23 protein-coding genes are annotated in these 24,815 nt (G+C 62.8%); 11 read left to right on the forward strand and 12 right to left on the reverse strand.

The genetic code is table 11. From position 1 onward, the window contains the following. Positions 1–3 precede the first annotated feature (3 nt). The 3 genes from F1609_RS12240 to gltA all read left to right on the forward strand — a co-directional run bounded on the left by F1609_RS12240 (position 4) and on the right by gltA (position 2,554). A complete protein-coding gene (locus F1609_RS12240; protein WP_054263811.1) occupies positions 4–714 on the forward strand; it encodes a succinate dehydrogenase iron-sulfur subunit in 711 nt (236 codons plus the stop codon). Between the two features lie 189 nt (positions 715–903). Then, entirely contained in the window at positions 904–1,170 is a 267-nt protein-coding gene (locus F1609_RS12245) for an FAD assembly factor SdhE (protein ID WP_167076703.1), read from the forward strand. Positions 1,171–1,252: 82 nt separating this feature from the next. Then, positions 1,253–2,554: a citrate synthase gene (gene gltA / locus F1609_RS12250; protein ID WP_167076704.1), complete on the forward strand. Its 1,302-nt coding sequence runs from the start codon at positions 1,253–1,255 to the stop codon at positions 2,552–2,554. A 399-nt stretch (positions 2,555–2,953) separates the two neighbouring features. Here gltA and F1609_RS12255 read toward each other — a convergent pair whose 3' ends face one another. After that, complete coding sequence (locus F1609_RS12255; RefSeq protein ID WP_167076705.1) at positions 2,954–4,357, reverse strand: Atrophin-1 multi-domain protein; 1,404 nt, start codon at positions 4,355–4,357, stop codon at positions 2,954–2,956. A 455-nt stretch (positions 4,358–4,812) separates the two neighbouring features. On the opposite strand from F1609_RS12255, the gene F1609_RS12260 reads away from it, so the two are divergent. Further along, entirely contained in the window at positions 4,813–5,310 is a 498-nt protein-coding gene (locus F1609_RS12260; RefSeq protein WP_167076706.1) for a nuclear transport factor 2 family protein, read from the forward strand. Between the two features lie 25 nt (positions 5,311–5,335). After that, entirely contained in the window at positions 5,336–6,244 is a 909-nt protein-coding gene (gluQRS, locus tag F1609_RS12265; RefSeq protein ID WP_167076707.1) for a tRNA glutamyl-Q(34) synthetase GluQRS, read from the forward strand. A 33-nt stretch (positions 6,245–6,277) separates the two neighbouring features. Here gluQRS and F1609_RS12270 read toward each other — a convergent pair whose 3' ends face one another. Beyond that, entirely contained in the window at positions 6,278–6,736 is a 459-nt protein-coding gene (locus F1609_RS12270) for a DUF421 domain-containing protein (RefSeq protein WP_167076708.1), read from the reverse strand. 141 nt (positions 6,737–6,877) lie between these two features. On the opposite strand from F1609_RS12270, the gene F1609_RS12275 reads away from it, so the two are divergent. Together F1609_RS12275 and F1609_RS12280 are read left to right on the forward strand one after the other, a co-directional pair. Continuing rightward, a complete protein-coding gene (locus F1609_RS12275; RefSeq protein ID WP_167076709.1) occupies positions 6,878–7,831 on the forward strand; it encodes a ribonuclease Z in 954 nt (317 codons plus the stop codon). Between the two features lie 136 nt (positions 7,832–7,967). Then, complete coding sequence (locus F1609_RS12280; protein WP_167076710.1) at positions 7,968–8,762, forward strand: class I SAM-dependent methyltransferase; 795 nt, start codon at positions 7,968–7,970, stop codon at positions 8,760–8,762. Positions 8,763–8,898: 136 nt separating this feature from the next. Here F1609_RS12280 and F1609_RS12285 read toward each other — a convergent pair whose 3' ends face one another. The 10 genes from F1609_RS12285 to F1609_RS12330 form a co-directional block, all read right to left on the reverse strand. After that, positions 8,899–9,459 carry a 2OG-Fe(II) oxygenase gene (locus tag F1609_RS12285; protein ID WP_196785431.1) on the reverse strand — a complete coding sequence of 187 codons (561 nt, stop codon included), beginning with the start codon at positions 9,457–9,459 and terminating at the stop codon, positions 8,899–8,901. A 102-nt stretch (positions 9,460–9,561) separates the two neighbouring features. Further along, positions 9,562–10,173 (reverse strand): hypothetical protein, encoded by a 612-nt coding sequence (locus tag F1609_RS12290; protein WP_167076711.1) that lies wholly within the window; start codon positions 10,171–10,173, stop codon positions 9,562–9,564. A 56-nt stretch (positions 10,174–10,229) separates the two neighbouring features. Further along, positions 10,230–10,613 (reverse strand): BlaI/MecI/CopY family transcriptional regulator, encoded by a 384-nt coding sequence (locus tag F1609_RS12295; RefSeq protein WP_167076712.1) that lies wholly within the window; start codon positions 10,611–10,613, stop codon positions 10,230–10,232. Between the two features lie 58 nt (positions 10,614–10,671). After that, on the reverse strand, positions 10,672–11,352 hold the full coding sequence (locus tag F1609_RS12300) for a Fe2+-dependent dioxygenase (protein WP_167076713.1): 681 nt from the start codon (positions 11,350–11,352) through the stop codon (positions 10,672–10,674). Between the two features lie 75 nt (positions 11,353–11,427). Next, entirely contained in the window at positions 11,428–13,719 is a 2,292-nt protein-coding gene (locus F1609_RS12305; RefSeq protein ID WP_167076714.1) for a catecholate siderophore receptor Fiu, read from the reverse strand. 171 nt (positions 13,720–13,890) lie between these two features. After that, positions 13,891–15,234: a sulfite reductase subunit alpha gene (locus F1609_RS12310; RefSeq protein WP_167076715.1), complete on the reverse strand. Its 1,344-nt coding sequence runs from the start codon at positions 15,232–15,234 to the stop codon at positions 13,891–13,893. Then, entirely contained in the window at positions 15,231–16,253 is a 1,023-nt protein-coding gene (locus tag F1609_RS12315; protein WP_167076716.1) for an FAD:protein FMN transferase, read from the reverse strand. Before F1609_RS12315 ends, F1609_RS12310 begins: the two co-directional genes overlap by 4 nt. Continuing rightward, positions 16,254–17,075 carry a DUF4198 domain-containing protein gene (locus tag F1609_RS12320; RefSeq protein ID WP_167076717.1) on the reverse strand — a complete coding sequence of 274 codons (822 nt, stop codon included), beginning with the start codon at positions 17,073–17,075 and terminating at the stop codon, positions 16,254–16,256. A 21-nt stretch (positions 17,076–17,096) separates the two neighbouring features. Continuing rightward, positions 17,097–17,612 (reverse strand): DUF2271 domain-containing protein, encoded by a 516-nt coding sequence (locus F1609_RS12325; protein ID WP_167076718.1) that lies wholly within the window; start codon positions 17,610–17,612, stop codon positions 17,097–17,099. A 24-nt stretch (positions 17,613–17,636) separates the two neighbouring features. Continuing rightward, on the reverse strand, positions 17,637–18,275 hold the full coding sequence (locus F1609_RS12330) for a PepSY-associated TM helix domain-containing protein (protein WP_167076719.1): 639 nt from the start codon (positions 18,273–18,275) through the stop codon (positions 17,637–17,639). A 425-nt stretch (positions 18,276–18,700) separates the two neighbouring features. On the opposite strand from F1609_RS12330, the gene F1609_RS12335 reads away from it, so the two are divergent. From F1609_RS12335 to lpdA, 4 genes are all read left to right on the forward strand, one after another. Next, positions 18,701–21,556: a 2-oxoglutarate dehydrogenase E1 component gene (locus F1609_RS12335; RefSeq protein WP_167076720.1), complete on the forward strand. Its 2,856-nt coding sequence runs from the start codon at positions 18,701–18,703 to the stop codon at positions 21,554–21,556. A gap of 65 nt (positions 21,557–21,621) precedes the next feature. Next, complete coding sequence (odhB, locus tag F1609_RS12340; protein WP_167076721.1) at positions 21,622–22,908, forward strand: 2-oxoglutarate dehydrogenase complex dihydrolipoyllysine-residue succinyltransferase; 1,287 nt, start codon at positions 21,622–21,624, stop codon at positions 22,906–22,908. Between the two features lie 61 nt (positions 22,909–22,969). Then, positions 22,970–23,305 carry a PspC domain-containing protein gene (locus tag F1609_RS12345; protein ID WP_167076722.1) on the forward strand — a complete coding sequence of 112 codons (336 nt, stop codon included), beginning with the start codon at positions 22,970–22,972 and terminating at the stop codon, positions 23,303–23,305. Between the two features lie 16 nt (positions 23,306–23,321). Continuing rightward, on the forward strand, positions 23,322–24,755 hold the full coding sequence (gene lpdA / locus F1609_RS12350; protein ID WP_167076723.1) for a dihydrolipoyl dehydrogenase: 1,434 nt from the start codon (positions 23,322–23,324) through the stop codon (positions 24,753–24,755). The last annotated feature ends 60 nt before the right edge of the window (positions 24,756–24,815 follow it).

The following is a 24,815-nucleotide window of genomic DNA, read 5'->3' on the forward strand; positions in this document are numbered from 1 at the left end:
AACATGACACGCACCGTAAAACTGAAAATCTACCGCTACGATCCCGACCAGGATGCCAAGCCGTACATGCAAGACGTGACCGTCGAATTGCAGGACACCGACAAGATGCTGCTCGACGCCCTGCAGCGCATCAAGTCCGATGTCGACGATACACTGAGCCTGCGCCGCTCGTGCCGTGAAGGCGTGTGCGGTTCGGACGCGATGAACATCAACGGCAAGAACGGCCTGGCCTGCACCACCAACCTGAACGAGCTGACCCAGCCGATCGTGCTGCGTCCGCTGGCCGGCCTGCCTGTCATCCGCGACCTGATCGTCGACATGACGCAATTTTTCAAGCAGTACGATTCAATCAAGCCGTACCTGGTCAACGATTCGATTCCGCCTGAAAAAGAGCGTCTGCAGACCCCGACCGAACGCGAAGAGCTCGACGGCCTGTACGAGTGCATCCTGTGCGCTTGCTGCTCGACCTCGTGCCCGTCGTTCTGGTGGAATCCCGACAAATTCGTCGGCCCTGCCGGCCTCTTGCAAGCCTACCGCTTCATCGCCGACAGCCGCGACGAAGACACCGGCGCGCGCCTGGACAACCTGGAAGACCCGTACCGCCTGTTCCGCTGCCACTCGATCATGAATTGCGTCGACGTCTGCCCTAAAGGGCTGAACCCGAACAAGGCGATCGGCAAGATCAAGGAATTGATGGTTCGCCGCGCTGTGTAAGGCACGTTCGAAGAACAGCAGGGCGGGCGCGGCGCGGACAGAAGGTGTCGGCGGCGCGCCCGCTTGCCATCCGGGACAGGTTTGCATGCTGCCCGGTATGGAAAAAGATTGTAAGCAATACAGTAAAAGTACCGTACTGCCGAAATCCGGCAGGCGGAGTATAGTGTTGACCCAACGACGGACTCTAGAGTGAATACGCACCAATCCGACCCGGCCAACCGCTCGCGACTGCGCTGGCGCAGCCGCCGGGGTTTGCTCGAAAACGACCTGATCCTCACGCGCTTCCTTGACGCGCATGAAGAAGGGTTGACCGATGATGAAGTCGACGCGCTGACCCGGCTGCTCGATCTGGCGGACAATCCGCTGATGGACCTGATCCTGGCGCGCAAAGAGCCCGAAGGTGAAGTCGACTTGCCGCATGTACGCGCCTTGCTGGCGCGCCTGCGGCAAGCCTGAACGTGGCGACAGCCCGTGGCGAAAGCCCGACGAGTTTCGTAATTTTTATTTTGTTGACCTCACCTCCCAAGAAGGAAGTGCCATGAATATCTCTGATACCAAAGCCACCCTGTCGTTTTCCGATGGCAGCACCCCGATCGACATGCCGATCTACAAGGGCACCGTTGGCCCGGACGTCATCGACATCCGCAAGCTGTACGCCCAGACCGGCAAATTCACGTACGACCCGGGCTTCATGTCGACCGCCGCCTGCAACTCGAGCATCACCTACATCGATGGCGACAAGGGCGAACTGCTGTACCGCGGTTACCCGATCGAGCAGCTGGCCGTCAATTGCGACTTCCTGGAAACCTGCTACCTGCTGCTGAACGGCGAACTGCCGAACAAAGAAGAAAACCAGAAATTCAGTGATACCGTCACCAAGCACACCATGGTGCACGAGCAGATGCAATTCTTCTTCCGCGGCTTCCGCCGTGACGCGCACCCGATGTCGGTGCTGGTCGGCACCGTCGGCGCGCTGGCCTCGTTCTACCACGACTCGCTCGACATCAACGACCCGCATCACCGCGAAGTGTCGGCGATCCGCCTGATCGCCAAGATGCCGACCCTGGTCGCCATGTCGTACAAATACTCGATCGGCCAGCCGTTCGTGTACCCGCGCAACGACCTGTCGTACAGCGCCAATTTCATGCGCATGATGTTCGGCAATCCGTGCGAAGAATACGTGGTCAACGAAGTGCTGGTGCGCGCACTCGACCGCATCCTGATCCTGCACGCGGACCACGAGCAGAACGCGTCGACCTCGACCGTTCGCCTGGCCGGTTCCTCGGGCGCCAACCCGTTCGCCTGTATCGCCGCCGGCATCGCCTGCCTGTGGGGTCCTGCGCACGGTGGTGCGAACGAAGCCGCACTGAACATGCTGAAAGAAATCGGCAGCGTCGAGAACATTCCAGCTTTCATCGAAAAAGTGAAAGACAAGAACTCCGGCGTCAAGCTGATGGGTTTCGGTCACCGCGTCTACAAGAACTTCGACCCGCGCGCCAAGCTGATGCGCGAAACCTGCCACGAAGTGCTGGAAGAGCTGGGCCTGCAAGACGACCCGCTGTTCAAACTGGCCATGGCGCTGGAAAAAATTGCGCTGGAAGACGACTACTTCGTATCGCGCAAGCTGTATCCGAACGTCGACTTCTACTCGGGCATCGTGCAATCGGCGCTGGGCATTCCGGTGTCGCTGTTCACCGGTATTTTCGCGATGGCGCGCACCATCGGCTGGATCGCCCAGTGGAACGAAATGATTTCGGATCCAGAACAGAAGATCGGCCGTCCACGCCAGCTGTTCGTCGGCTCGCCAACGCGCGACGTGCCAGCGATCGACAAACGCTGATCGACGCGTTTCTCCATTAAAAAAGCGAGCCTTGGCTCGCTTTTTTTACGTCCGGACGTATCGATCGGGTTCGCGCTCTTTATTTCATGATACGCCTGTATGGGAGCGTTGGAAATAACATCGAGCATAACGATACGACTGCCGCGCCATGACATTCCGCTGATATCGGCAGAATATCGGAGATGGTTGCAAAATAAGATAATCGTAAAATAAGTAATAGATGAAATTGGCCGGGATGACCGATATGCAGTTATCGATTGGGTTGTCGCCAACCTCCACACGCTGCGTGTCAGGCCGCTTATTCCGGAACGAGTCCGGCAATGCGCTATCGACCGGCCTGACACCGCGCGAACATCGACAAGTCGCGCCAGGCGCGCTTGTTGAAGTCCGCGCGCGGGCTTATTGTCCCGGTGGCAGTTCGACCAGGCTGACCTTGGCGCTCGCCGCGCCACCAACTGGCTTCAGGGCCTCATAGTAGGCGATGCCTTTGTCCGGCCAGACAATGATGTCGCTCTGGCCATTCGCCAGCAATTTGGTGTCTTTCTGCACGACCTTGTTTACCTCGATCCACATCCTCATCTTGACGCCACCGGTGGATTCAACCGAAAACTTGTAACGATTCCCCGCTTTTGGCGCGCCATACATGACCCGTCCTAAACCCCCGTTCGAGAAGTTTCTTTGAATCATTTCGTAGTTGGTCGTCGGCGCTGTCCATTGCAGCGACTGGGTGAAGGTATCAAAGAAGCCCAAGGGACCGACTCCCTGGATTTTCGTCCACACGCCGCGCATGGACAGCAGGTTGACGTTCGTTTCCGGTACCCGCGGCCGGCCATTGCCAGCGATATGGCCGCTGTGCGAGACCACCCGGCGCAGCGCTGGACGAATGAGCCTGAGTTGGTCACGCGGCATGGCGCTCCATGGGGAGCCAATTTCAACGTAAATGGCGAACGGGGTGTCTTCGTTGCGGTCGACGACGTAGGCGCCGTATTTCATGAGCGTCCTGACGACCTTCAAGAGCTTCGGATCGGTGATCTTGCTCGTGTCAAACGTCGGCGGCAGCATCACCAGCGCGCCTTCGGGAATCTCGCCGGTGTTTGGCCTGGCCGCGATCGTGGTGTCGGCCGCCGTCGCCGGATACACATAGTGATTCGGCTCCGCGCTCAATCCGGTGAAGTCGAGCGACATGGACAGTGCATGGTCGTAGATGGCCTTGCCATCATTGACCTCGTCTTTGCGGATCAGTCCGCCGGCGGGCGCCGGTCCGGCGGCGCGTCCACCCTGGTAATGGTGGGACGGCGTGCCCCACCCGCTGCCGTTCAGCGGCGTCCAGGAAACACGGGTCGCGATCCACTTGCCCTCGCTGTTCTTCTTCAGGTTGGAGAATGAATACAAGCGATTGAGCTTGGCGTCGGCAATGTCGGCATGGCCGTCACCGCCGGACGCGGGGAGGGTCGTTGCCGGCCAATGGGGAATCGTATAGGTCGGCACCGGAATTTCGGTATCGGTGTCCATCACGCCCTTGCTGTTCGGATAAGGATAGATCAGCATCGGGCCATCGGTTTCTTTCGCCTCGAATACCCCTGCCGCAAATATGCCGGCATCAATCGTCGGATCCCACTCTGGCTTGTTGGTGAGCGGTATTTGATAGGTGCCGAGTACCGGATTGACCGGATACGAGTTCCAGAGCGAATCGGCCGCGAATGGTTTCTTGTAGGTGCCGAAAGTTGGCTTCGTATCGAATTGTGCCTGCGCCAGTGCCGCCACCGTCAGCGCCAGTGTTCCAACTGCTATGTATCGTTTCATTTACAAGTCCTCGATATGGAGTAATAACCGGCAAGAAGACGCGCCCGGAAGCGGCTACGCGCGATCGTGAAAGTCGGGAGAAGTCGGCAATTTGCTAATAAGGGTGATTAGCTGGTACTGACAGTAGCACAGGATTTGGCACGATTGGCCCGTTTTTGCAATCGTTTGCAAAATAACGTCAGGGGTATGGTTTTATTGCCGCGATATGTAAATACCCGAGTGTCTTTGATTCACAATGACTGGCGTGTTCCGCTTATTGCATTAAAAAATCTCATTCACGTATAAAGTGATAACAGCCGATGCATAAGATTAATATTATTTATTATTAAGGCATTGGATATTGCTTTACGCGGTAAACCGGAGCGCAGACCGGGTGCGCCGCGTCGGCGCTGCCGGTACACAAAGGGACGTGTACAATCGCGGCTCCCCTCGTCGATCGCATTCAAGGAAGTCCAATGACAAAGACACTGCTCGCTTGCATCTTGTTCATATTCAGCCTGGGCGCGTTCGCGCAGCCATCCGACCCCGCTTCCCCCGACGTCAGGCGGATCAACGCATTCGTCGATGAATGGCACGATGACGCCGCGCACGCGCGTCCGGCCTATTTCGACAAGATGGCGAAACACGGCGTGTACATCGGCACCGACAAGACCGAGCTGTGGAACCGCGATGCGTTCAAGGCGTGGGCCAGGCCGCATTTCGCCAAGGGCTCCGCCTGGTCCTTCAAGGCCATCAAGCGCAATGTATATATGTCGGCAGACAAAAAATTCATCTGGTTCGATGAACTTCTCGATACCCAGATGGGTGTGTGCCAGGCCAGCGGCGTGATGCGCAAGACCGGCAAGGGATTCGAAATCGAGCATTATCAGCTCTCGATCGCCGTTCCCAATCCGGTGGCCGGCCAGGTGACCAGAACGATCAAGGATTTTGAAGCCGCTCCGGCCGCAAAATAGACGATTCCCCACGAGAAAACCGCACGTGCCTGACCGAAACCACTACATTGGCCGCTTCGCGCCATCGCCGAGCGGTCCGCTGCACCAGGGATCGCTGGTGGCGGCCATGGCGAGCTACCTGGACGCCAGGGCGCATCACGGCCGCTGGCTGGTGCGCATCGAGGATGTGGACGAAGGCCGCAGCGTGCCCGGCGCGGCCGACAACATCCTGGCACTGTTGCGCACCCTGGGCATGGACTGGGACGGCGAGGTGGTCTGGCAAAGCCGGCGCAAGCAGCTGTACCAAGCCGCCGCCGACAAACTCGGCGCACACGTCTACCCCTGCGGCTGCAACCGCCGCGAAATCGCCGATTCGCGCCTCGGCACCGCACCCGACGGGTCGGCAATCTATCCGGGTACCTGCCGTCACGGCCTCGCGCCCGGCAAGACCATGCGCAGCCTGCGCGTGCGCGTGCCGGATCCTGCCGGCAACGCCGATCTGGTCACATTCCCCGACCGCGCCGCCGGGCCGGTAGCACAACATCTTGCCACGCAATCAGGCGACTTCGTGCTCAAGCGCGCCGATGGCTTCTGGGCCTACCAGCTGGCGGTGGTGGTCGATGACGCGCAACAGGGCGTCACCGACGTCGTGCGTGGCGCCGACCTGATCGATTCGACGCCGCGCCAGATCTATTTGCAGCACCTGCTGGGCGTGCCTGTCCTGCGCTACCTGCATGTGCCTGTCGTGCGCAATGCCGATGGCGAAAAGCTGTCCAAGCAAACCGGCGCGCTGGCGGTCGCTCCCGAGGACGAGCGCCAGGCCCTGGCCGCCTTGCAGGCCGCCGCCGGGTTCCTGCAGTTGCCACTGGCGCCGGCAAGCTCGCTCAGCGCCTTCTGGCAAGCTGCCATTTCCGCCTGGGCCAAGCGGATCGGGCTCGCTTGCGACGCAAGCTGAGCCACCCACCCACAGCACAATCGGGAAACGGATTTATTTTTTCTGGATGGTGATCTGCCCGTCCGCTTCCAGAAAGGCGCAGCGCATGTCTTTCATGTCGCAATCGGAGCAGCGCAGGGCCTGGTCGACCTCTTCGCGTGAAATGCGGCAGCGCTTCATTACCTTGTCGTACAGTTCGCCGTCGCGTCCGAGCAGCACCGCGCTGCCGTCGAGAATGTCCGACATTTTCTTGCTGTGCGACGACAGGAATGACATCGTCATGTTCAGTCCCACCAGCACGGCCGCGACGATGAAGCCGCCGAACAGCGATTGATCGCCGCCCGTGAGCGAGTTCGATACCGCTTCGCTGAGCAACATCACCACCAGCAGGTCGAACGGGGTGAACTGGCCCACCGTGCGCCGTCCGGAGACGCGCACCATGAGCAGCAGGATCAGATATACCGCCGCGCCGCGCACGACAAATTCCCACCAGGGATGGTCCATCTCGAACATGTGCATTTCCTTTCAGGAGGGGATGTAGTGCATTGGATTTATCATATTGTAAAGAAACCGCGTGACAGGCGGATTGCATGCTCGTGCGCAGGGCATGGGGCCGGCGCTGGCGCGGGTAAGCCGGCTGGCGCATAATATGGGATGTTCAAACTGACTTTTTTAGGCACCTCCTCGGGCGTGCCCACCAAAAACCGCAACGTCACCGCGCTGGCGCTGCAGACTTCCCTGAACCGCGACTGGTGGCTGGTCGACTGCGGCGAGGCGACCCAGCACCGCCTGCAGCACATCGCGCTCACCGTGCACGACTTGGCCGGCATTTGCATCACCCATATCCATGGCGACCACAGCTACGGCCTGCCGGGCCTGCTGGCCAGCGCCGCCATGACCGGACGCAAGCGTCCGCTGATCCTGATCGCGCCGCTGGCCGTCAGGGCCTGGCTGGACGCGACCATCTTGCACACCGAGCTGTTCCTGCCATTCCCGCTGATCCATGTGGATGTGGCCGGCGACCAGCTGGTGCACGAAGAGAGCGGCCTGCGCATCGAGCGCCATCATTTGTCGCACCGCGCCCCGAGCGTGGGTTTTCGCTTCGCGGTGGAAAGCAGCAAATGGAAGCTCGACAGCGCGGCACTGCGCGCGCGCGGCGTGCCGTCCGGGCCGCTGTGGGGGAAATTGCAGGCGGGGATTGACGTGCTGCTGGATGACGGCAGCGTGCTGGCAGCCGCCGACTTCCGCGTGGCCGATGTGCAACGCGCGGTTGCCGTGATTGGCGGCGACAACGATACTCCGGCGCTGCTTAGCGACGCCTGCGCCGAGGCGCAGGTGCTGGTGCACGAGGCCACCTATACCGAGGCCATCTTGCAAAAGGTGGGACCGGGGCCGACCCACAGTTCGGTGCAGCGCGTGGCGCAGTTCGCCACCGAAGCCGGCCTGCCGAACCTGATCCTGACCCACTTCAGCGCGCGCTACGACAATCCGGAAGGCATGGCCGAACTCGACGCCGAGGCGCGCCTGCATTACGCGGGCAATCTGTTCCTGGCAGAGGACTTCGCCAGCTACGAGCTCGATGCGGCCGGGGTGGTGCGCAAGCTGTAGGCGCGATTGCGCGCTCTTACCCCTTCTGTGTATGTATCGAAAACTTCGATCTGGCCAGACATGCCGGTGTTAGTATCGCAACTGTTCTGCGAGTAAATACATCTTCCCCATGTGTACCCATTTCAAAGGAAACCCGATGACCGCTCCGCAACTGCGCCGTGCCAACTATGGCCTTGACGCACCGAAGGTAGTTCGCAATCTGGTGTTGGGGGCCATCGCCGGCCTGTTGCTGTGGGGTTCGGCCAGCTTGGGACTGTGGTCCGGGCAAGTGCTCATTCCGCTGGGCGCCGAGGGACTGCGGATTGGCGTCGCCGATAGCGGGCGCTTCTTCGCCATTGTCCTGCCCTTGACCGCGCTCTGGATGGTGTGGGAAAGCAAAGTCGGCAAGCTGCGCAACCGCGAAAAAATGCTGCAGCGCCTGACGTGGACCGGCAAGGAGCAGGTGCTCGATCTTGGCTGCGGCCGCGGGCTGTTGATGATCGGCGCCGCCCGGCGCTTGACGACAGGCACCGCCACCGGCATCGACATCTGGCAAACGGAAGATCTGTCCGGCAATCGGCCCGAAGCGACGCTGGACAATGCGCGCTGCGAGGGCGTGGAGGCGCGGGTGGACATCCAAACCGCCGATATGCGTGCGCTGCCGTTCGCGGACGGCTCGTTCGACGTGGTCGTCTCGCGTGCCGCCATCCACAATCTGTACGACGCCGGCGACCGCGCCAAGGCGATCGGCGAAGTGGCGCGCGTATTACGGCCGGGCGGTCACGCGCTGATTGAAGATATCCGCCACGGCGGCGAGTACGAGGCGAGCTTCATGCGAAACGGCTGCACCCATGTCGAGCGCATCGGCTCGCGCATCGAAGCGCTGCTCACGACCATCATCACCTTCGGCTCGCTGCGTCCGGCCACGCTGCTGGTAAGAAAAGCGGGCTGAATTCAAATACCTGACACCCTGCCTGCGCCGCGCTGGCGCAGCAGTGCGCGCTTCTCGGGGCCGGTGGGGCGGTAGAGGACGACGCTGTCAGCTGTCATGGTTCGCTTTCGGATCGTTGTCATGCTGGCCGCCATCGTCATTGCGCGCGGCGGTACATCACGTCGGTCCGCAGCACGTATTTGAGGCCGTCGATGACTTCCGTTCCCTGGTGCGGCAGCTTGTGCGGGAATACCAGCGCCGCGCCTTGCTGCGGTTTGATCAATTCGGTCTTGAATTGCGTATCGCCGCCCTCGAAGTCGCCGTTCAGGTAAATCATGAAGGTCAGGCGGCTCGCTTCATCGGGCGACCTGGCATACACGCCGTCCGTATGCCACTTGAAGTACTCCTTCGGGCCATACCGGTAAAAACGCAACCGTTCGTTAAAGCCGCTCAAGGTCCAGTCGCCGATGCTGGCGGGCAGCAGGGCGCGCGCCTGGTCGAACAGCGAGACGGCCAGCGCGGCATCGTCGAAAATGACGCGGTCGTTATTGCGGATCTCTTCCGCCCGCCGCGAGCCGTCACTGAACTTCACTTCCGACGGTACGTAGCCGGCTTCTTCGCCGAGCGCGATGTAATGCTGGCACATGGCCGGGGTGAGGAAGTGTTCGATGACGAATGCTCCCGAGTTTTTCTCGACGACGCGCATGCTGGGGTTCATATGGGTTCATTTTCTCTTGGAATGAACACATCATAATTGACTTAGTGTTTGCGCACAACTAACTTAGTATAAATTTCTCACTAAGATGATCGGCAGCCGCGCTCAGGCAATCGCCACGATCAGGCTTGCCCCCGCGCGCTTGGCTTCCTGGAGAGACACGAGTACCCACAAGACGCCCGCCTGGTCGTCCTGCCGATCATCGAGCTCGCTCTCGAAGGGCTCCAGCTCGGCCAGCAATGCCACTACCTGCGCCGGCAACAGCCAGGACAGATGAAAGACGTCGTCTTGCGATTGGTAGACATGCCCGTCGCATTCGACCAGCGAACAGCCGCGAAACAGCGCGCGATAATAACCGCAGGCGACGGCCGAGGCAGCCGGCAAGACATCGGATAGCTCGCTGGCGTAGCGATACCACTTGTGCATGGACGGCGTGATATCGATGGCCGGATGACGGTGGCTGTCGAAGCTGAAGTTCCAGTAGTACTCGTCCACGATCAGGTCAATCAGCCTGGCTTCGTCGCGCGATGCGGTAAGAAAGGCGGCTTCGCCACGCTGCATGAAGTCGAGGATCTTTTCCCGCATGCCTGTTGGGAACTCATCGGGATACTCTGCAATGCGCGGGTCTAGCCATGCGAGCAAGACGCCGAGATCGGCAAGAAAGGAGGTCTTGACGCCATCGGCGTCGCCGAGCGAATAGTGCACGTAGGTGCCCATCGAATATTCCCATTGGTTGATGAAGGCGGTTTGCGCGCCCGAGGCATGAAAACGAACTACGGTTGTTCCTGATCCAGGATCGCCTGGATTTCCGCCCGTTCACGCGCGCTCACGTGCCCGCGCAGGGCGGCGAGCACCAGTTCCTTGCCGGAGCCCGAAAACGCCTTGTGGATCAGTTCCTTGATCAGGCTGGTCTGCAGCGAGTCCTGCGGCTGCGCCGGCGCGTACACGTGCGCGCGGGCGCTTTCGTCGCGCGTGAGCAAACCCTTGGTGTGCATTAACTGAAGCAGGCGTAGCACGGTCGCGTACGCCATGTCGGGACGGCTGGCCACGGCCGCCTGGTGCACCTGTTTGGCGCTGGCCGGCCCGAGTTGCCACAGCAGGCGCAGCATTTCCAGTTCCGCTGCGGTGGGCTTGGGGATGGCGGTCGGTTCTGGCATGGGGAGGGGAGCGGTGGGAATGCACCTAGAGTAAATTATCTAGATGGGAAAGTCCAGTTCAGATCTCCGACCACATGCGCAGCAGGTTGTGATAATGCCCGGTCAGGCCGACGGTTTCCTCGCTGTCGCCCAGTTGCGCGCGCAGGCGCACGATCGTCTGGTCGAGTTCGAGCAGCATGGCGCGCCGGGCGTCGTCGCGCACCATGCTCTGGACCCAGAAGAAGGAGCACACGCGGCTGCCTCGCGTGACCGGTTCGACCTTGTGCACGCTCGACGAGGGATACACGATCATGTCGCCGGCCGGCAGCTTGACTTCATGCACGCCGTAGGTGTCGTTGACGATCAGTTCGCCGCCGTCGTAGTCCTCGGGCTCGCACAGGAACAGGGTGCAGGAGACGTCGGTGCGCAGCGGCAGGGCGCTGCCGGCCACGTTGCGCACGGCGCCATCCACGTGCGCGCCGTAGTGGCCGCCGCCGGTGTAGCGGTTGAACAGCGGCGGCACGGTGCGCAGCGGCAGGGCGGCGGCGAAATACAGGGGATTGGCGGAAAGTGCGGCGAGGATGATCTGGCCGAGTTCGGCGGCGAGGGGGCTGCCGGTCGGCAGTTGCTGGTTGTGCTTGACCTGGGCGCCCTGGGCGCCGACCGTGGCGCGGCCGTCGGTCCAGTCGGCCTCATCGAGCGCGCGCCGCATGGCGGCGACCTGGTCGGGGGTGAGTACCTGGGGAATGTGGAGCATCATGGGGGAAACCGTAACGTAAGGCGCCGTCCCTCCGGCCAATGGCGGGAAGGACGGCGCCGAGGGGAACCAACTGGCTTAGAAACGGAAATTCGCCGTCAAACTGGCCGAGCGTGGCGCGCCCGGCGTGTAGCGATAGCCGCTCTTGTTAATCTGCGCAATGTACTCTTTGTCCGCCAGATTGTACAAGTTCAGTTGCAGGTCAACATTCTTGCTCACGCTGTACGACGCCATCGCATCGACCACCCAGTAGGCATCGGCAAAGGCCGGCGTGCCCACCGCGCCATCGGTGCCGCGCAGCAGCTTGCCGACGTAGCGCGCGCCGCCGCCCACTTTCAGGCCCATCGGCAGGGTGTACGAGGTCCACGAGGTGAACGCATCTTTCGGCGTGTAGTTCAGGTTGTTGATGCCGCTGGCGGTCACCACCTTGCCGTGACTGACTTCCGTATCCATGCGGGCATATCCTGCACTGACCAGCCAGTTACGCGCCACTTCGCCCGTCACGCCCAGCTCGATTCCCTTCACCTGCTTGCGCCCGGTCTGGTAGTACAGCAAGTCCACCGGATCCTGCTCCAGCTCGTTCTTGACGGTGGTCTTGTACACCGCCGCCGTCACCGACAGCTTTTGCTTGAGGAAATCCCACTTGGTGCCGATTTCAGTCGTGGTCGACTGCTGTGGATCGTATTTCGGATTCGACGCGCTGTTGGCCGAGCTCGACAGCGAGAAATTGGTGCCCGGCGGCGCCTTGGACGTGGCAATCATGGCGTACACGCTGCTGTCCTTGGTCGGCTTGTACAGGGCCGAGATCTTGCCGTTGCCGACCGTGTCGCTCAGCTTCAGGTTGGTCGGCACCAGGGTGCCCACCGGCAAGGTCGGATTGGCGGCCGCGGTCGACAGGCTGGTGGCGTTGTAGTTCACGTTGAAGTGGTCCATGCGGCCACCCACGTTGAAAATCCACTGCTCGCCCAGTTTGATGGTATCGAACAGGTACACGCTCTGGGTATCGACCTTGGCATTGGTGCCGACGCCGTTGCGCACCAGGTTCAGGCCGGTGATCGGCGAATACGGGTTCGGCGCGTACAGCGAGTCCACCGCCATCGTGCCGGCGCCGGTATAGCTGTAGTTGGTCTGCTCTTCGCTGGTCAGTTCCAGGCCGCCGACCAGGGTGTGCTTCAGCCCGCCCAGATCCAGGTTGACCGTCGCCACGCTCTGGTTGGTCAGGATGGTGTTGGACTGGTCCTTGACGGTGCGGTTGCCGCGCGTGATGGTCCAGGTGGACGGATCGCCCGCGTTCGGCGTTTTCAGGTTGGCGCCGGTCCCCATGAAGGCGGTCAGCAGGTAGTCCTGCGAGGTCTTGCCGTAGCGCGTGGTGTTCTGCAGTTTGACGGTCGGCGAGAAATCATGCTCGACCTTGACCGTGAACATGTCGGCCTTGACCTTGTCGTAGTCGCTGGCCGAGCCGTAGAAATTCTCCGGGTTGACCGGCGCCGCCGTGGTCAGGAAGGTGCGCGCATCCGGGCTCTTGTAGCCGGGCAGGCCGATGGTCGGCACGCCGCCGGTCGGCACGTTGTCCTGGTCCACGTGCAGGTAGTTCAGGTAGACCCGGGTCGGGCTGTTCAGGCCGAAGGCGAGCGAGGGCGCCAGCGCCCAGCGCTTGTTCTTGACCACATCGCGGCCCGGCGTGCCGCTGTCCTGCGCCAGCGCGTTGAGGCGGAAGGCGACGCCTTTTTCGGCGCTCATCACGGTCGCGTAATCGACGGTGGCGCGCTTTTGCTTGCCGCTACCGGCCACCACGGTGCCGGTGGTGCCGGACTCCATCACCGCCTGCTTGGTCACCATGTTGACCGAGCCGGTCGGCGACGCGCGTCCGGTGTCGGTGCCGGCCGGGCCCTTGAGCACGTCGAGCTGTTCAACGTTGAAGACGTCGCGCGAAATCGAGCCGATGTCGCGCACGCCGTCGACAAAAATGCTGCTCGAGGAATCGAAGCCGCGCATGTAGATGGTGTCGCCGGTGGTGGTGTTGCCGTTTTCGCCGAGGAAGAAAGTGCCTACGCCAGGGGTGTTGCGCAGCGCTTCGGTCAGGGTGACCGCGCCTTGCTGCATGATCAGCTCTTTCTTGATCACAGTGACCGTTTGCGCGGTGTTGAGCAGGATCTCGGTGTATTTAGGCGAGGCGGCGCGCTCGGCCTTGAAGTCGTTGGTGCTTTCTTCGCTGGTTTTGCTGACGACCTGGACTTCCGGAAGGGTCTTGGCCTGGGGGACGTCGGCGGCGCCATGGGCCGCTACCGGGACCAGCAGCGCGGCAAGCGCGGCGCTCATGTGTTGATTGAAACGGGATTGCGCGTGCTTGCGGCTTTTGATCGGGGCCATCTGCTTCTCTTCGGATAGGGTGGATTGGACATAAATTGCCAACAACCTAGTCATTGTAGGAGAAATGTAAAACTATGTAAATGAGAATCGTTATCAATACAATTCTCATTCGCATTTGGTGAAATTGGCAAGTTTATGCTTTTTGCATATTTTTGTATGTGAAAAGCGGCATCAATACACATCGCGCCGGTAGCGCCCGGCTTCGTCGAGCATGGCCACGGTGTCAAAGCCGAGCACCGCTTCCAGGGTGGCGTGGACGGCGCCGGCCATGCCCTGCAGGCTGCCGCAGACGTAGATGGCGGCGCCCTCGGCCACCCACGCTTGCAGTTCGGCGGCCCGCGCCGCCAGCGCGTGCTGCACATAGCGCTCGCTGCCGCCGTCGCGCGAGAACACCACGCTGAGCGCATCGAGCATGCCGGCGCGCTGCCACGCCGCGATGTCGGCGGCGCAGAAGTGATCGTGCGCGGCCGCGCGCTCGCCGAACACCAGCCAGTTGCGCGCTTGGCCCGCCTCGGCGCGGCGTTGCAGGTGCGCGCGCAGGCCGGCGATGCCGGTGCCGTTGCCGATCAAGATCAGCGGGCGCCCGGCGTTGTCGCCGATGCGGAATCGGCTGTGCTGGCGCACGCGCAGCAGCACCGGCGCGCCTTCCCGCGCCTCGCGGCACAGCCAGCCCGATGCCAGCCCCAGGCTGCCATCCTCGCGCTGGTGCAGGCGCACCAGCAAGGACAGGCAGCCTTCGGCCATGGTCGACGCAATCGAATACTCGCGCGGATACGCCGGGTCGCCCGGCGCGCTCACCTGCACCAGGTCGCCCGCTTCCCATGCGGGCAGGGGGCCGGCGGCCGGCAGCAGGTCGATGCGGTACACCGGCGCACCCGCGCTGCCGGGGTTGAGCAGGCGGCGCGAGGCGATGCGCCAGTCGCCGTAGGCCGGCGCGCTCCAGTCGGGGGCGTCGCTGGTGCCTGCCAGGTGGCTCAGGTGATGCTGCCAGGCTTCGATGGCGGCGCTGCGGCCACGGTCTACGTCGACCCGCGCGAACAGCGCCTGCGCACCGCGCGCTTGCAGGGCGGCGTCCAGGCGGCGCCCGAAGCCGCAGTAGTTGGCATAGGTGCTGTCGCCCAGGGCCAGCACCCCATAGTGCAGGCGGCCGAGATCCATGCCCGGGTCGTCGAGCAGGCGCGCCAGGCGCGCCGCGCTGTCGGGCGCATCGCCCTCGCCGTAGGTGCTGGCAATGAACAGGATGCGCGCCGCGCCGCGCAGGCTGGCCTGGTCCAGATGCTCGACACTGAGCGCGCGTGCCGACAAGCCGCCGGTGCGCAGCGTGGCCACGGTATGTTGCGCCAGCGCTTCACCGGTGCCGGTCTGGCTGGCATAGGCCACCAGCCAGTCGGCATTCTCGCCGCCGCTATCCTTGTGCACGGCGCGCCGTGCGCGCAACAGGGCCAGGCACATGCCCGCGTAGGCCGCCACGGCGGCAGCGGCGCCGCTCCAGCGCACCGGATCGACAGTCATCATTGCAGTAATTCCTCGTAGGCCGTGGAGACCACTTCGCGCAGGCCGCCGTCGTGGCGCAGCAAAAAGCGCGCTGCCAGCTGTTGTTTTTCAGCCAGCGCCAGACCCTCGTCGGGGCCGAGCACCGACAGCGCGGTCGAGAGGGCATCGGCCGCCATGCATTCTGCATGCAGCACGGTCACCGAGGCCACGTGGTTGCGGATCGGCGCGCCGCTGCGCGGATCGAGCGTGTGCGAGGCGCGCTGGCCGCCATGCTCGAAGTAGCGCCGGTAGTCGCCCGAGGTGGCGACCGCCAGGCCATGCAGCGCCACCGTGGTCGGGCCGGCGCCATCGCCGCCAACCCCTGCCGCACCGGGCACGCCTTCGAGCGCGACCCACCACGGCTGGCCATCGGCCTTGGTGCCGGCGCCGCGCAACTCGCCGCCGATCTCCACCAGATAGTGAAACAGTCCCTGCGCTTCCAGGCAGCGCGCCAGCAGGTCCACCGCGTAGCCTTTGGCCACCGACGACAGGTCGATCTGCACGCCGCCCGGTTGCAGCGCGCGCCGGCTGGCGTGGTCCAGTTGCAGGCGCTGGCGGTCGGCGCGCGCCACGATGGCTTGGGTAGCCGCCGGTAGCGGTGCATAAAAATTGACTTCGTTGTAGCGCTGGCGGGCGCCGAAGCCCCAGGCGTTGACCAGCGCGCCGGCGCACGGATCGTACGCGCCGCCGCTGGCCTCGGCCACCTCCAGCGCGTAACTGAGCACCGTGAAAAACGCCTCCGGCAGGCGATGCCAGTTGCCGGCCGGCGCGCTGTTGAAGCGGCTCAGGTTCGAGTCGCGTTCCCAGTGACTCATTTGCGCCACCACCAGGTCGAGCTGGCGCTGCAAGCCTTCCAGCACGGTCGGCGCGGCGCCGGGCGGCGCCATCACGTGCGCCGACCAGCTGGTGCCCATGGTGCTGCCGCCCAGGCGATGCAGCATGCTTGTGCGCGGCGGCAGGGCTGGCGCGATGGCCAGCGGAACGAGAACGCGGCGCTCCATCTACTCAGGCAGCACTTCGAGCGTGGCGGCGTAGCTGTAGCGGCGCGTCACGGCCGGCGCGTCGGCCGGGGCGGCGCCCTTAGCCTGGGCTGCCGGGAAGCCGGCGTTGAGCCAGTACATGCCGGCTGCCGGCAAGGTCACCGCCACCTCGCCTTTGGCGTCGGTCTCCAGGCGCACTTCACCGAGCACGCCGCGATAGCGCACGCCGCCCGGAATCAGGCTGAAGGCGAACTTCGGCAGCGCCTTGCCATCGAGCTGGAAGCGCCACCTGGCGGTTTCGCCGGCGCGCAGGTCGGTCGGATTGGTCAGGGGGATCATCTCCAGTCCCACGCCGCTCGGCTTCAATGCGCCGTCGCTGGTCTTGTTGGCGCTCACAAAAGTCTCGAGGCGCTGGTGGGCGTAGGTGGTTTTCAGTTCCGGCGCGTCGCGTGGGACTTCCTTGGCAAAGGCTTCTTCGCTGCCGCGAAAGCGCTTGGTTTCGCCGGCTTTGTCCTTGTAGCTGGCCATCACATTGCGGCTGACGATGCTGATCTTGTAGGTGCCGTTCTTGGGCATCTTCAGGTCGAACGTGCTGCGCTGCTTGCCCATGTAGCCGGCCGGCGCCGGCGTGTTCACGCCGTCCGGATCGGTGATGGTGGCCGCGTCGAGCTTGAGGGCGACGTGGTCGATGTCGAACAGGCCTTCCGAAATGGCGCCGTCGATGGTCACCCACGGCTCCTTCGCTTCAACCATCGTCGACTGCGGGTACAGCCAGCCACGGTGGGCCGAAGCGCTCAGGGACAGGGCGGCCAGGCTAAGGGCGAGCAGGGTCTTTTTGATCATGGTGTTGGTCATCGTCGTCAATCAAGGGGTGATCTGGAGGGAAACCGCGCCAAGTTCTTCCTTGCCGCGCGCGCTGAAGGTTTGCTTGCCCTTGAGCGGCAGGGAAAACGGCACGCGCACCAGTTCACGGCCACCCGATTCGCGCGCCGCTTCGATCACCAGCTTGTAGTCGCCGGCCGGCAGCTTGTCGATGCCGCTGCGCGCAGGGCCGAAGCTGATGGTCTGCTCGCCCGCCGAGCGCGTCGCGCCGCTGACGCCATCCATCGGCAGTTCCACGTCGCGCCCGGCCTTGCGCCACCAGGTGCGCAGGTCCTTGACCCACTTGGTGCCGGCGTTGTCCTTCTTCTTGACGTCGTACAGCACCGACAGGTTGGCCGCCACGCTCTGGTCGGCGCGCTCAAGCCACATGGCCACGTAGGGCCGGTGGTATTCGGCCACGTTCAGTTGCGGGATCTCGAACTTGACGGCCAGGTCGGCGCCGACGGCCCAGCCGCTCAGCATGGGAAGGGTAAGGGCAAGCGTGTGCTGTAGTTTCATGGGTGTCAGACGTGGTGAGTAAATTTAGTGAGTAAACAGAAGGGCCAGCAGCAGCGGCAGCAGGATGCCGGCGCCGATCACCGGCCAGGTGGACGGACGGTTGGCGGCGTGCAGTTTCATGATCAGGAAACCGGTCAGCGAAAACACCACGCACGCCACCGCAAAGATATCGATGAACCAGCTCCACACCGGGCCGGCGTTGCGGCCCTTGTGCAGGTCGTTGAGCCAGGAAACCATGCCGCGGTCGGTTTTTTCGAATTCGGCGGCGCCGTCGACGGCGATGCGCAGCCAGGCGTCGCCGCCGGGACGCGGCAGGGCGACGTACGCGTCTTCCTCGGTCCATTCGGCGTCGATGGCGCCGACGTCCAGGCCGAACTCGCGGTCGGCCCAGTTGGCCACGCGCGGCGGCAGCGGGGCGCGCGCATCCACGTGTCTGGTGGCGGCCTGCTCCAGGTCGCGCAGCAGGGGCGCGGGCAGGGTGGCCTTGCGCTTGGTCACGGCCGGCCTGGCTTCGATCTGGGTGGCGTGGTTGAGCGTAATGCCGGTGATACTGAACAAGAGCATGCCCATCAGGCACAAGGCCGAGCTGATCCAGTGCCAGCGGTGCAGGTTCTTCAGCCAGGCGGCGCGGCTGGCGCTGGGGAGCGTGGCAGGGGAGGACATTCGGTGCTTCCGTCAACGAACTAAACGCAAATGATAACTATTATCATTTGCGCGGTCAATGGCATTAAGACACATTTACAATACGCAACAATCGCTTGTCTTTAATCACAAAACCCTGATATCGACCATGATCTGGCGCAAGGAATTGGCGCGCTGACACGCCATAAACTTGTTAGATGTCAATATATTCGCGCCAATTCGTGGTTTTGGTATCGCTCAATACAAAAAGATGATTGGCAACTTTTTTCGCGGGGTGGAATGTTAGGCTACAATACGCGTGCTATTCTTCCGACGACGTAAGAATGCTTCGAGCTTTACAAGTCCTTCCCCACAACTTGATGTGCAATCCGCTAACCGGTCAGGCCGTGTCGCGGAAGGTTAGATTAACCCGCCAAACTCGCGAAGCGCGAAGAAAGGTGAGCAAGATGATGCAAGACCAAACCGCGAACTCCTATCTGTTCGGTGGTAACGCGCCGTACGTTGAAGAGCTGTACGAGGCTTATCTCGACAACCCAGGCTCGGTGCCAGACAACTGGCGCGCCTATTTCGACTCCATGCAGAATGTCCCTGCGGTCGACGGCTCCAACAAACCCGACGTAGCCCACGCTTCCGTCATCGCCTCGTTCGCCGAGCGCGCCAAAGCAGGCCCGATCCGTGTCGTGACCGCGTCCACCGACGCCGAAATGGGACGCAAGCGCGTCGCCGTCACCCAGCTGATCGCCGCTTACCGCTATCTCGGTTCGCAGTGGGCCAACCTGGACCCGCTGCAGCGCCAGGAACGTCCGATGATTCCGGAACTCGATCCGGCGTTCTACGGTTTCACCGATGCCGACATGGACATCGTCTTCAACATCAGCAATACCTACTTCGGCCCTGAAACCGCATCCCTGCGCGACCTGCTGAACTTCCTGCGCGATACCTACTGCCGTTCGATCGGCGCCGAATTCATGTACATCGGCGATCCGGCGGAAAAGCGCTGGCTGCAGGAGAAACTCGAAGCGATCCGCTCGACCCCGAACTTCACGGCCGAGAAAAAAGCCCACATCCTCGAGCGCCTCACCGCCGCCGAAGGCCTGGAGCGCTACCTGCACACCAAATACGTCGGCGCCAAGCGCTTCTCGCTGGAGGGCTCCGAGTCCTTCATCGCCTCGATCGACGAAACCATCCAGCGCGCCGGTGAAAAAGGCGTGCAGGAGATCGTCATCGGCATGGCCCACCGCGGCCGCCTGAACGTGCTGGTCAACACCCTGGGCAAGTCGCCGCAGGAACTGTTCGAAGAATTCGAAGGCAAGCACGGCGACGACCTGCCATCGGGCGACGTCAAGTACCACCAGGGTTTTTCGAGCGATATCTCGACCGCCGGCGGTCCGGTTCACCTGTCGCTGGCCTTTAATCCATCCCACCTCGAGATCGTCAACCCGGTCGTCGAAGGTTCGGTCAAGGCGCGCATGGAGCGTCGCGGCGACAAGGATGGCGCGCAAGTGCTGCCGATCCTGGTCCACGGCGACGCCGCATTCGCCGGCCAGGGCGTGGTCATGGAAACGCTGAACCTTGCGCAGACCCGCGGCTACGGCACGGGCGGCACGGTGCACATCGTGATCAACAACCAGATCGGTTTCACCACGTCCGACCCGCGCGACGCGCGTTCGACCCTGTACTGCTCGGACGTCGTCAAGATGATCGAAGCGCCGGTCCTGCACGTGAACGGCGACGACCCTGAAGCGGTCGTGCTGGCGACCCAAATCGCGCTCGACTACCGCGTCCAGTTCAAGAAAGATGTCGTGGTCGACATCATCTGCTACCGTAAGCTCGGTCACAATGAACAAGACACGCCGGCGCTGACCCAGCCGCTGATGTACAAGAAAATCGGCCAGCATCCGGGCACCCGCAAGCTGTACGCGGACAAGCTGATCGCCCAGGGCACCCTGGCGGCCGACGGCGGCGACAAGATGGTCTCCGCTTACCGCGACGCCATGGACGCCGGCAAGCACACGATCGACCCGGTCATCTCGAACTTCAAGAACAAGTACGCGGTCGATTGGCTGCCGTTCCTGAACCGCAAATGGACCGACAGTGCCGACACCGCCGTGCCGATGACGGAACTGAAACGCCTGGCAACCCGCATCACCACCCTGCCGGAAAACTTCAAGGTCCACTCGCTGGTCGAAAAAGTGCTGGCCGACCGCGCCACCATGGGCCGTGGTGAACTGAACCTGGACTGGGGCATGGGCGAGCATCTCGCGTACGCTTCGCTGGTGTCGTCCGGCTACGCCATCCGCCTGTCGGGCCAGGATGCCGGCCGCGGTACCTTTACCCACCGCCACGCCGTGCTGCACGACCAGAACCGCGAGCGTTGGGATGCGGGCACCTACGTCCCGCTGTGCAATGTGTCGGAAGGCCAGGCGCCGTTCGTCGTGATCGACTCGGTACTGTCGGAAGAAGCCGTACTGGCCTTCGAATACGGCTACTCGACCGCCGAACCGAACACCTTGACCATCTGGGAAGCCCAGTTCGGCGACTTCGCCAACGGCGCCCAGGTCGTGATCGACCAGTTTATCGCGTCCGGCGAAGTCAAATGGGGCCGCGCGTCGGGTCTCGTGATGATGCTGCCGCACGGTTACGAAGGCCAGGGTCCGGAGCACTCGTCGGCGCGTCCTGAACGCTTCCTGCAACTGTGCGCGGACAACAACATGCAAGTCGTGCAGCCGACCACCGGCTCACAGATCTTCCACCTGTTGCGCCGCCAGATGGTGCGCCAGTTCAGGAAGCCTTTGGTCATCCTGACGCCGAAGTCGCTGCTGCGTAACAAGGACGCCAGCTCGCCTTTGAGCGAACTGGCCAAGGGCATGTTCCACACCGTGATCGGTGAAGTCGACGAAAAAATCGACGCCAAGAAGGTCAAGCGCGTGATCGCCTGCTCGGGCAAGGTCTACTACGACCTGGTCAACAGCCGCAAGACGCGCGGCCAGACCGACACCGCCATCATCCGTGTCGAACAACTGTATCCGTTCCCGCACAAGTCGTTCGCGGCTGAACTGAAAAAGTTCCCGAACGCGACCGAAGTGGTGTGGACCCAGGATGAGCCGCAGAATCAGGGACCATGGTTCCAGATCCAGCACAACATCTTCGAGAGCCTCGAATCGGGCCAGCGCCTGGCGTATGCGGGCCGTCCGGCTTCGGCATCGCCTGCCGTCGGTTACGGCGACAAGCACAATGCGCAGCAGAAGGAATTGCTGGAAACGGCATTCTCGAAGCTCAAGGGTTTCATCCTGACCAAATAATCACCACGCCGCGCCGGGTCGATCGCCCGGTGCGGCGCTGCTAAAAACAATACACGGAGTTTTACATGGCACAAATTGAAGTCAAAGTCCCAGTTCTGTCGGAATCGGTAGCGGAAGCGACCCTGCTGTCGTGGCACAAAAAAGTCGGCGAGCCAGTTGCGCGCGACGAAAACATGATCGACATCGAGACCGACAAGGTCGTCCTCGAACTGCCTGCGCCGAACGCCGGCATCATCACCCAGATTCTCAAGGCCGACGGCGCCACCGTCGTCGCCGGCGAAGTCATCGCCATCATCGACACCGAAGCGCCGGCGCAAGTGAGCCCGCTGCAGATCTCCAGCGCGCCGGTGCAGACCGCGCCTGCCGCCGCCGATCCGGTTGCCGCAGCGATCAGCGCGATCGCCTCGAAATCGAACGTCGCCATGCCCGCCGCCGCCAAGCTGCTGGCCGATAATAACCTGACCACCTCCGACGTGGCCGGCAGCGGCCGCGATGGCCGCGTGACCAAGGGCGACGTCCTGGGCGCGCTGGGTTCTGCAACCCAGCCGGGCGGCGTCAAGCCTGCCGCACCAGCGCCACTGGCAGCGCCTGCCGCGCCGGTAAAAGCACCGCTGCAGCAGATCGCCGCACCGGCCGCCGCCAACCTGGGCGACCGTCCGGAAGAGCGCGTGCCGATGAGCCGCCTGCGCGCCCGCATCGCCGAGCGCCTGGTCATGTCGCAGTCGACCAACGCCATCCTGACCACGTTCAATGAAGTAAACATGCAGCCGGTGATCGACCTGCGCAACAAGTACAAGGACAAGTTCGAGAAAGAGCACGGCGTCAAGCTGGGCTTCATGTCCTTCTTCGTCAAGGCCGCCGTCGCCGCGCTGAAGAAGTACCCGATCATCAATGCGTCGGTCGACGGTAACGACATCGTCTACCACGGCTACTTCGATATCGGCATCGCGGTCGGTTCGCCACGCGGCCTGGTGGTGCCGATCCTGCGCAACGCCGACCAGATGTCGATCGCCGAAATCGAGAAGAAGATCGGTGAATTCGGCCAGAAAGCCAAGGAAGGCAAGCTGACCCTGGACGACCTGACCGGCGGCACCTTCTCGATCTCGAACGGCGGCACCTTCGGCTCCATGCTGTCGACCCCGATCATCAACCCGCCGCAGTCGGCCATCCTGGGCGTGCACGCGACCAAGGACCGCGCCGTCGTCGAAAACGGCGTTGTCGTGGTGCGTCCGATGAACTACCTGGCGATGTCGTACGATCACCGCATCATCGACGGCCGCGAAGCCGTCCTGGGCCTGGTGACGATGAAGGAAACGCTGGAAGATCCGGCGCGCCTGCTGCTGGACCTGTAACAACGAAGCGCGCGCTTGCTTGCAGCGCGTGCTTCGCCGGTTGTTTTGGATGGGTGGATCATTGAATATCTCCGACGAAATCAAGCGTTTGCACGAACTGCATCAAGCCGGCGCGCTCTCCGACGCCGAATTTTCACAGGCCAAGGCGCGCGTGCTGGCCGAACAAGAGCGGGCCAGCCTTGGCCCCGGTCCCGGCAACGGTGACCTGGCCAGCGAGTTTTCGCGGCTGCGCCGCACGCGCGGCGACCGCTGGATCTCGGGCGTGTGCGGCGGCCTGGCCAGGGTGTCGGGCATGGATGCATGGGTATGGCGGCTGGTGTTTACCGTCTTTACCCTGTACTTCCTGCTTGGCCTGCTGATCTACCTGCTGATGTGGGTATTCGTACCAGAAGAATAAATCAAGGGAATCAATAATGAGTGACGCAAAACAATTCGACGTGGTTGTCATCGGCGCCGGTCCTGGCGGCTATATCGCCGCCATCCGCGCGGCGCAACTGGGTTTCAAGGTTGCCTGTATCGATGAATGGTCCAACGCCAAGGGCGGCCCGGCACCGGGCGGCACCTGCACCAACGTCGGCTGCATTCCATCGAAGGCGCTGCTGCAATCGTCCGAGCACTTCGAGCACGCCGGCCATGCGTTCGCCGAGCACGGCATCGATGTCGCCGGCCTGGCGCTGAACCTGCCGCAGATGTTGAAGCGCAAGGACACCGTCGTCAAACAGAACAACGACGGCATCCTGTTCCTGTTCAAGAAAAACAAGATCGCCTTCTTCCACGGCCGTGGCGCGTTTTCTAGCGCTGCCGAAGGGCTTTACCAGGTCAGCGTCACCGGCGCCGCGCCGGAAACGCTCTCCGCCAAGCATGTCATCATCGCCACCGGTTCCAACGCGCGTGAACTGCCGGGCGCACCGTTCGACGAAAAACTGATCCTGTCGAACACCGGCGCACTGACCATCGACGCCGTGCCGGAAACCCTGGGCGTGATCGGCGCCGGCGTGATCGGCCTGGAAATGGGCAGCGTCTGGCGCCGCCTGGGCGCCAAGGTCACCGTGCTGGAAGGCCTGCCAACGTTCCTCGGCGCGGTCGACGAGCAGATCGCGAAAGAAGCGCACAAGCTGTTCACCAAGCAGGGCCTGGCGATCAACCTCGGTGTGAAGATCAGCAAAGTCACGGCCGGCGAGAACAAGGTCACCGTGGACTACGCCAACGCCGCCGGCGAAGCGCAGAGCGCCGTGTTCGACAAGCTGATCATCTCGATCGGGCGCGTGCCGAACACCATCGGCCTGGGTGCCGACGCGGTTGGCCTCAAGCTGGACGAGCGCGGCTTCATCGCCGTGGACGACGACTGCAAGACCAACCTGCCGAACGTGTGGGCGGTGGGCGACGTGGTGCGCGGCCCGATGCTGGCGCACAAAGCCGAAGAAGAAGGCGTTGCCGTGGCCGAGCGGATCGCCGGCCAGCATGGCCACACCAACTTCAACACGATTCCGTGGGTGATCTACACCTCGCCGGAAATCGCCTGGGTTGGCCAGACCGAGCAGCAGCTCAAAGCAGCCGGCGTGGCCTACAAGGCGGGCACCTTCCCGTTCATGGCCAACGGCCGTGCGCGCGCGCTGGGCGACACCTCGGGCATGGTCAAGTTTTTGGCCGATGCCACCACCGATGAAATCCTCGGCGTGCACATCGTCGGCCCGATGGCCTCCGAACTGATTTCGGAAGCGGTCGTCGCGATGGAATTCCGCGCCTCGGCGGAAGACATTGCCCGCATCTGCCACGCGCACCCGTCGCTGTCCGAAGCGACCAAGGAAGCCGCGCTGGCCGTCGACAAGCGTACCTTGAACTTCTAAGTAAGTACCCCGCCGCCGCGCCGATGGATGCCATCGGCGCGCCCGGCTTTCTGTATTGCC

Origin of the sequence: Massilia aquatica, assembly GCF_011682045.1 — a bacterium.
Taxonomy (GTDB): Bacteria; Pseudomonadota; Gammaproteobacteria; order Burkholderiales; family Burkholderiaceae_D; genus Telluria_A; species Telluria_A aquatica.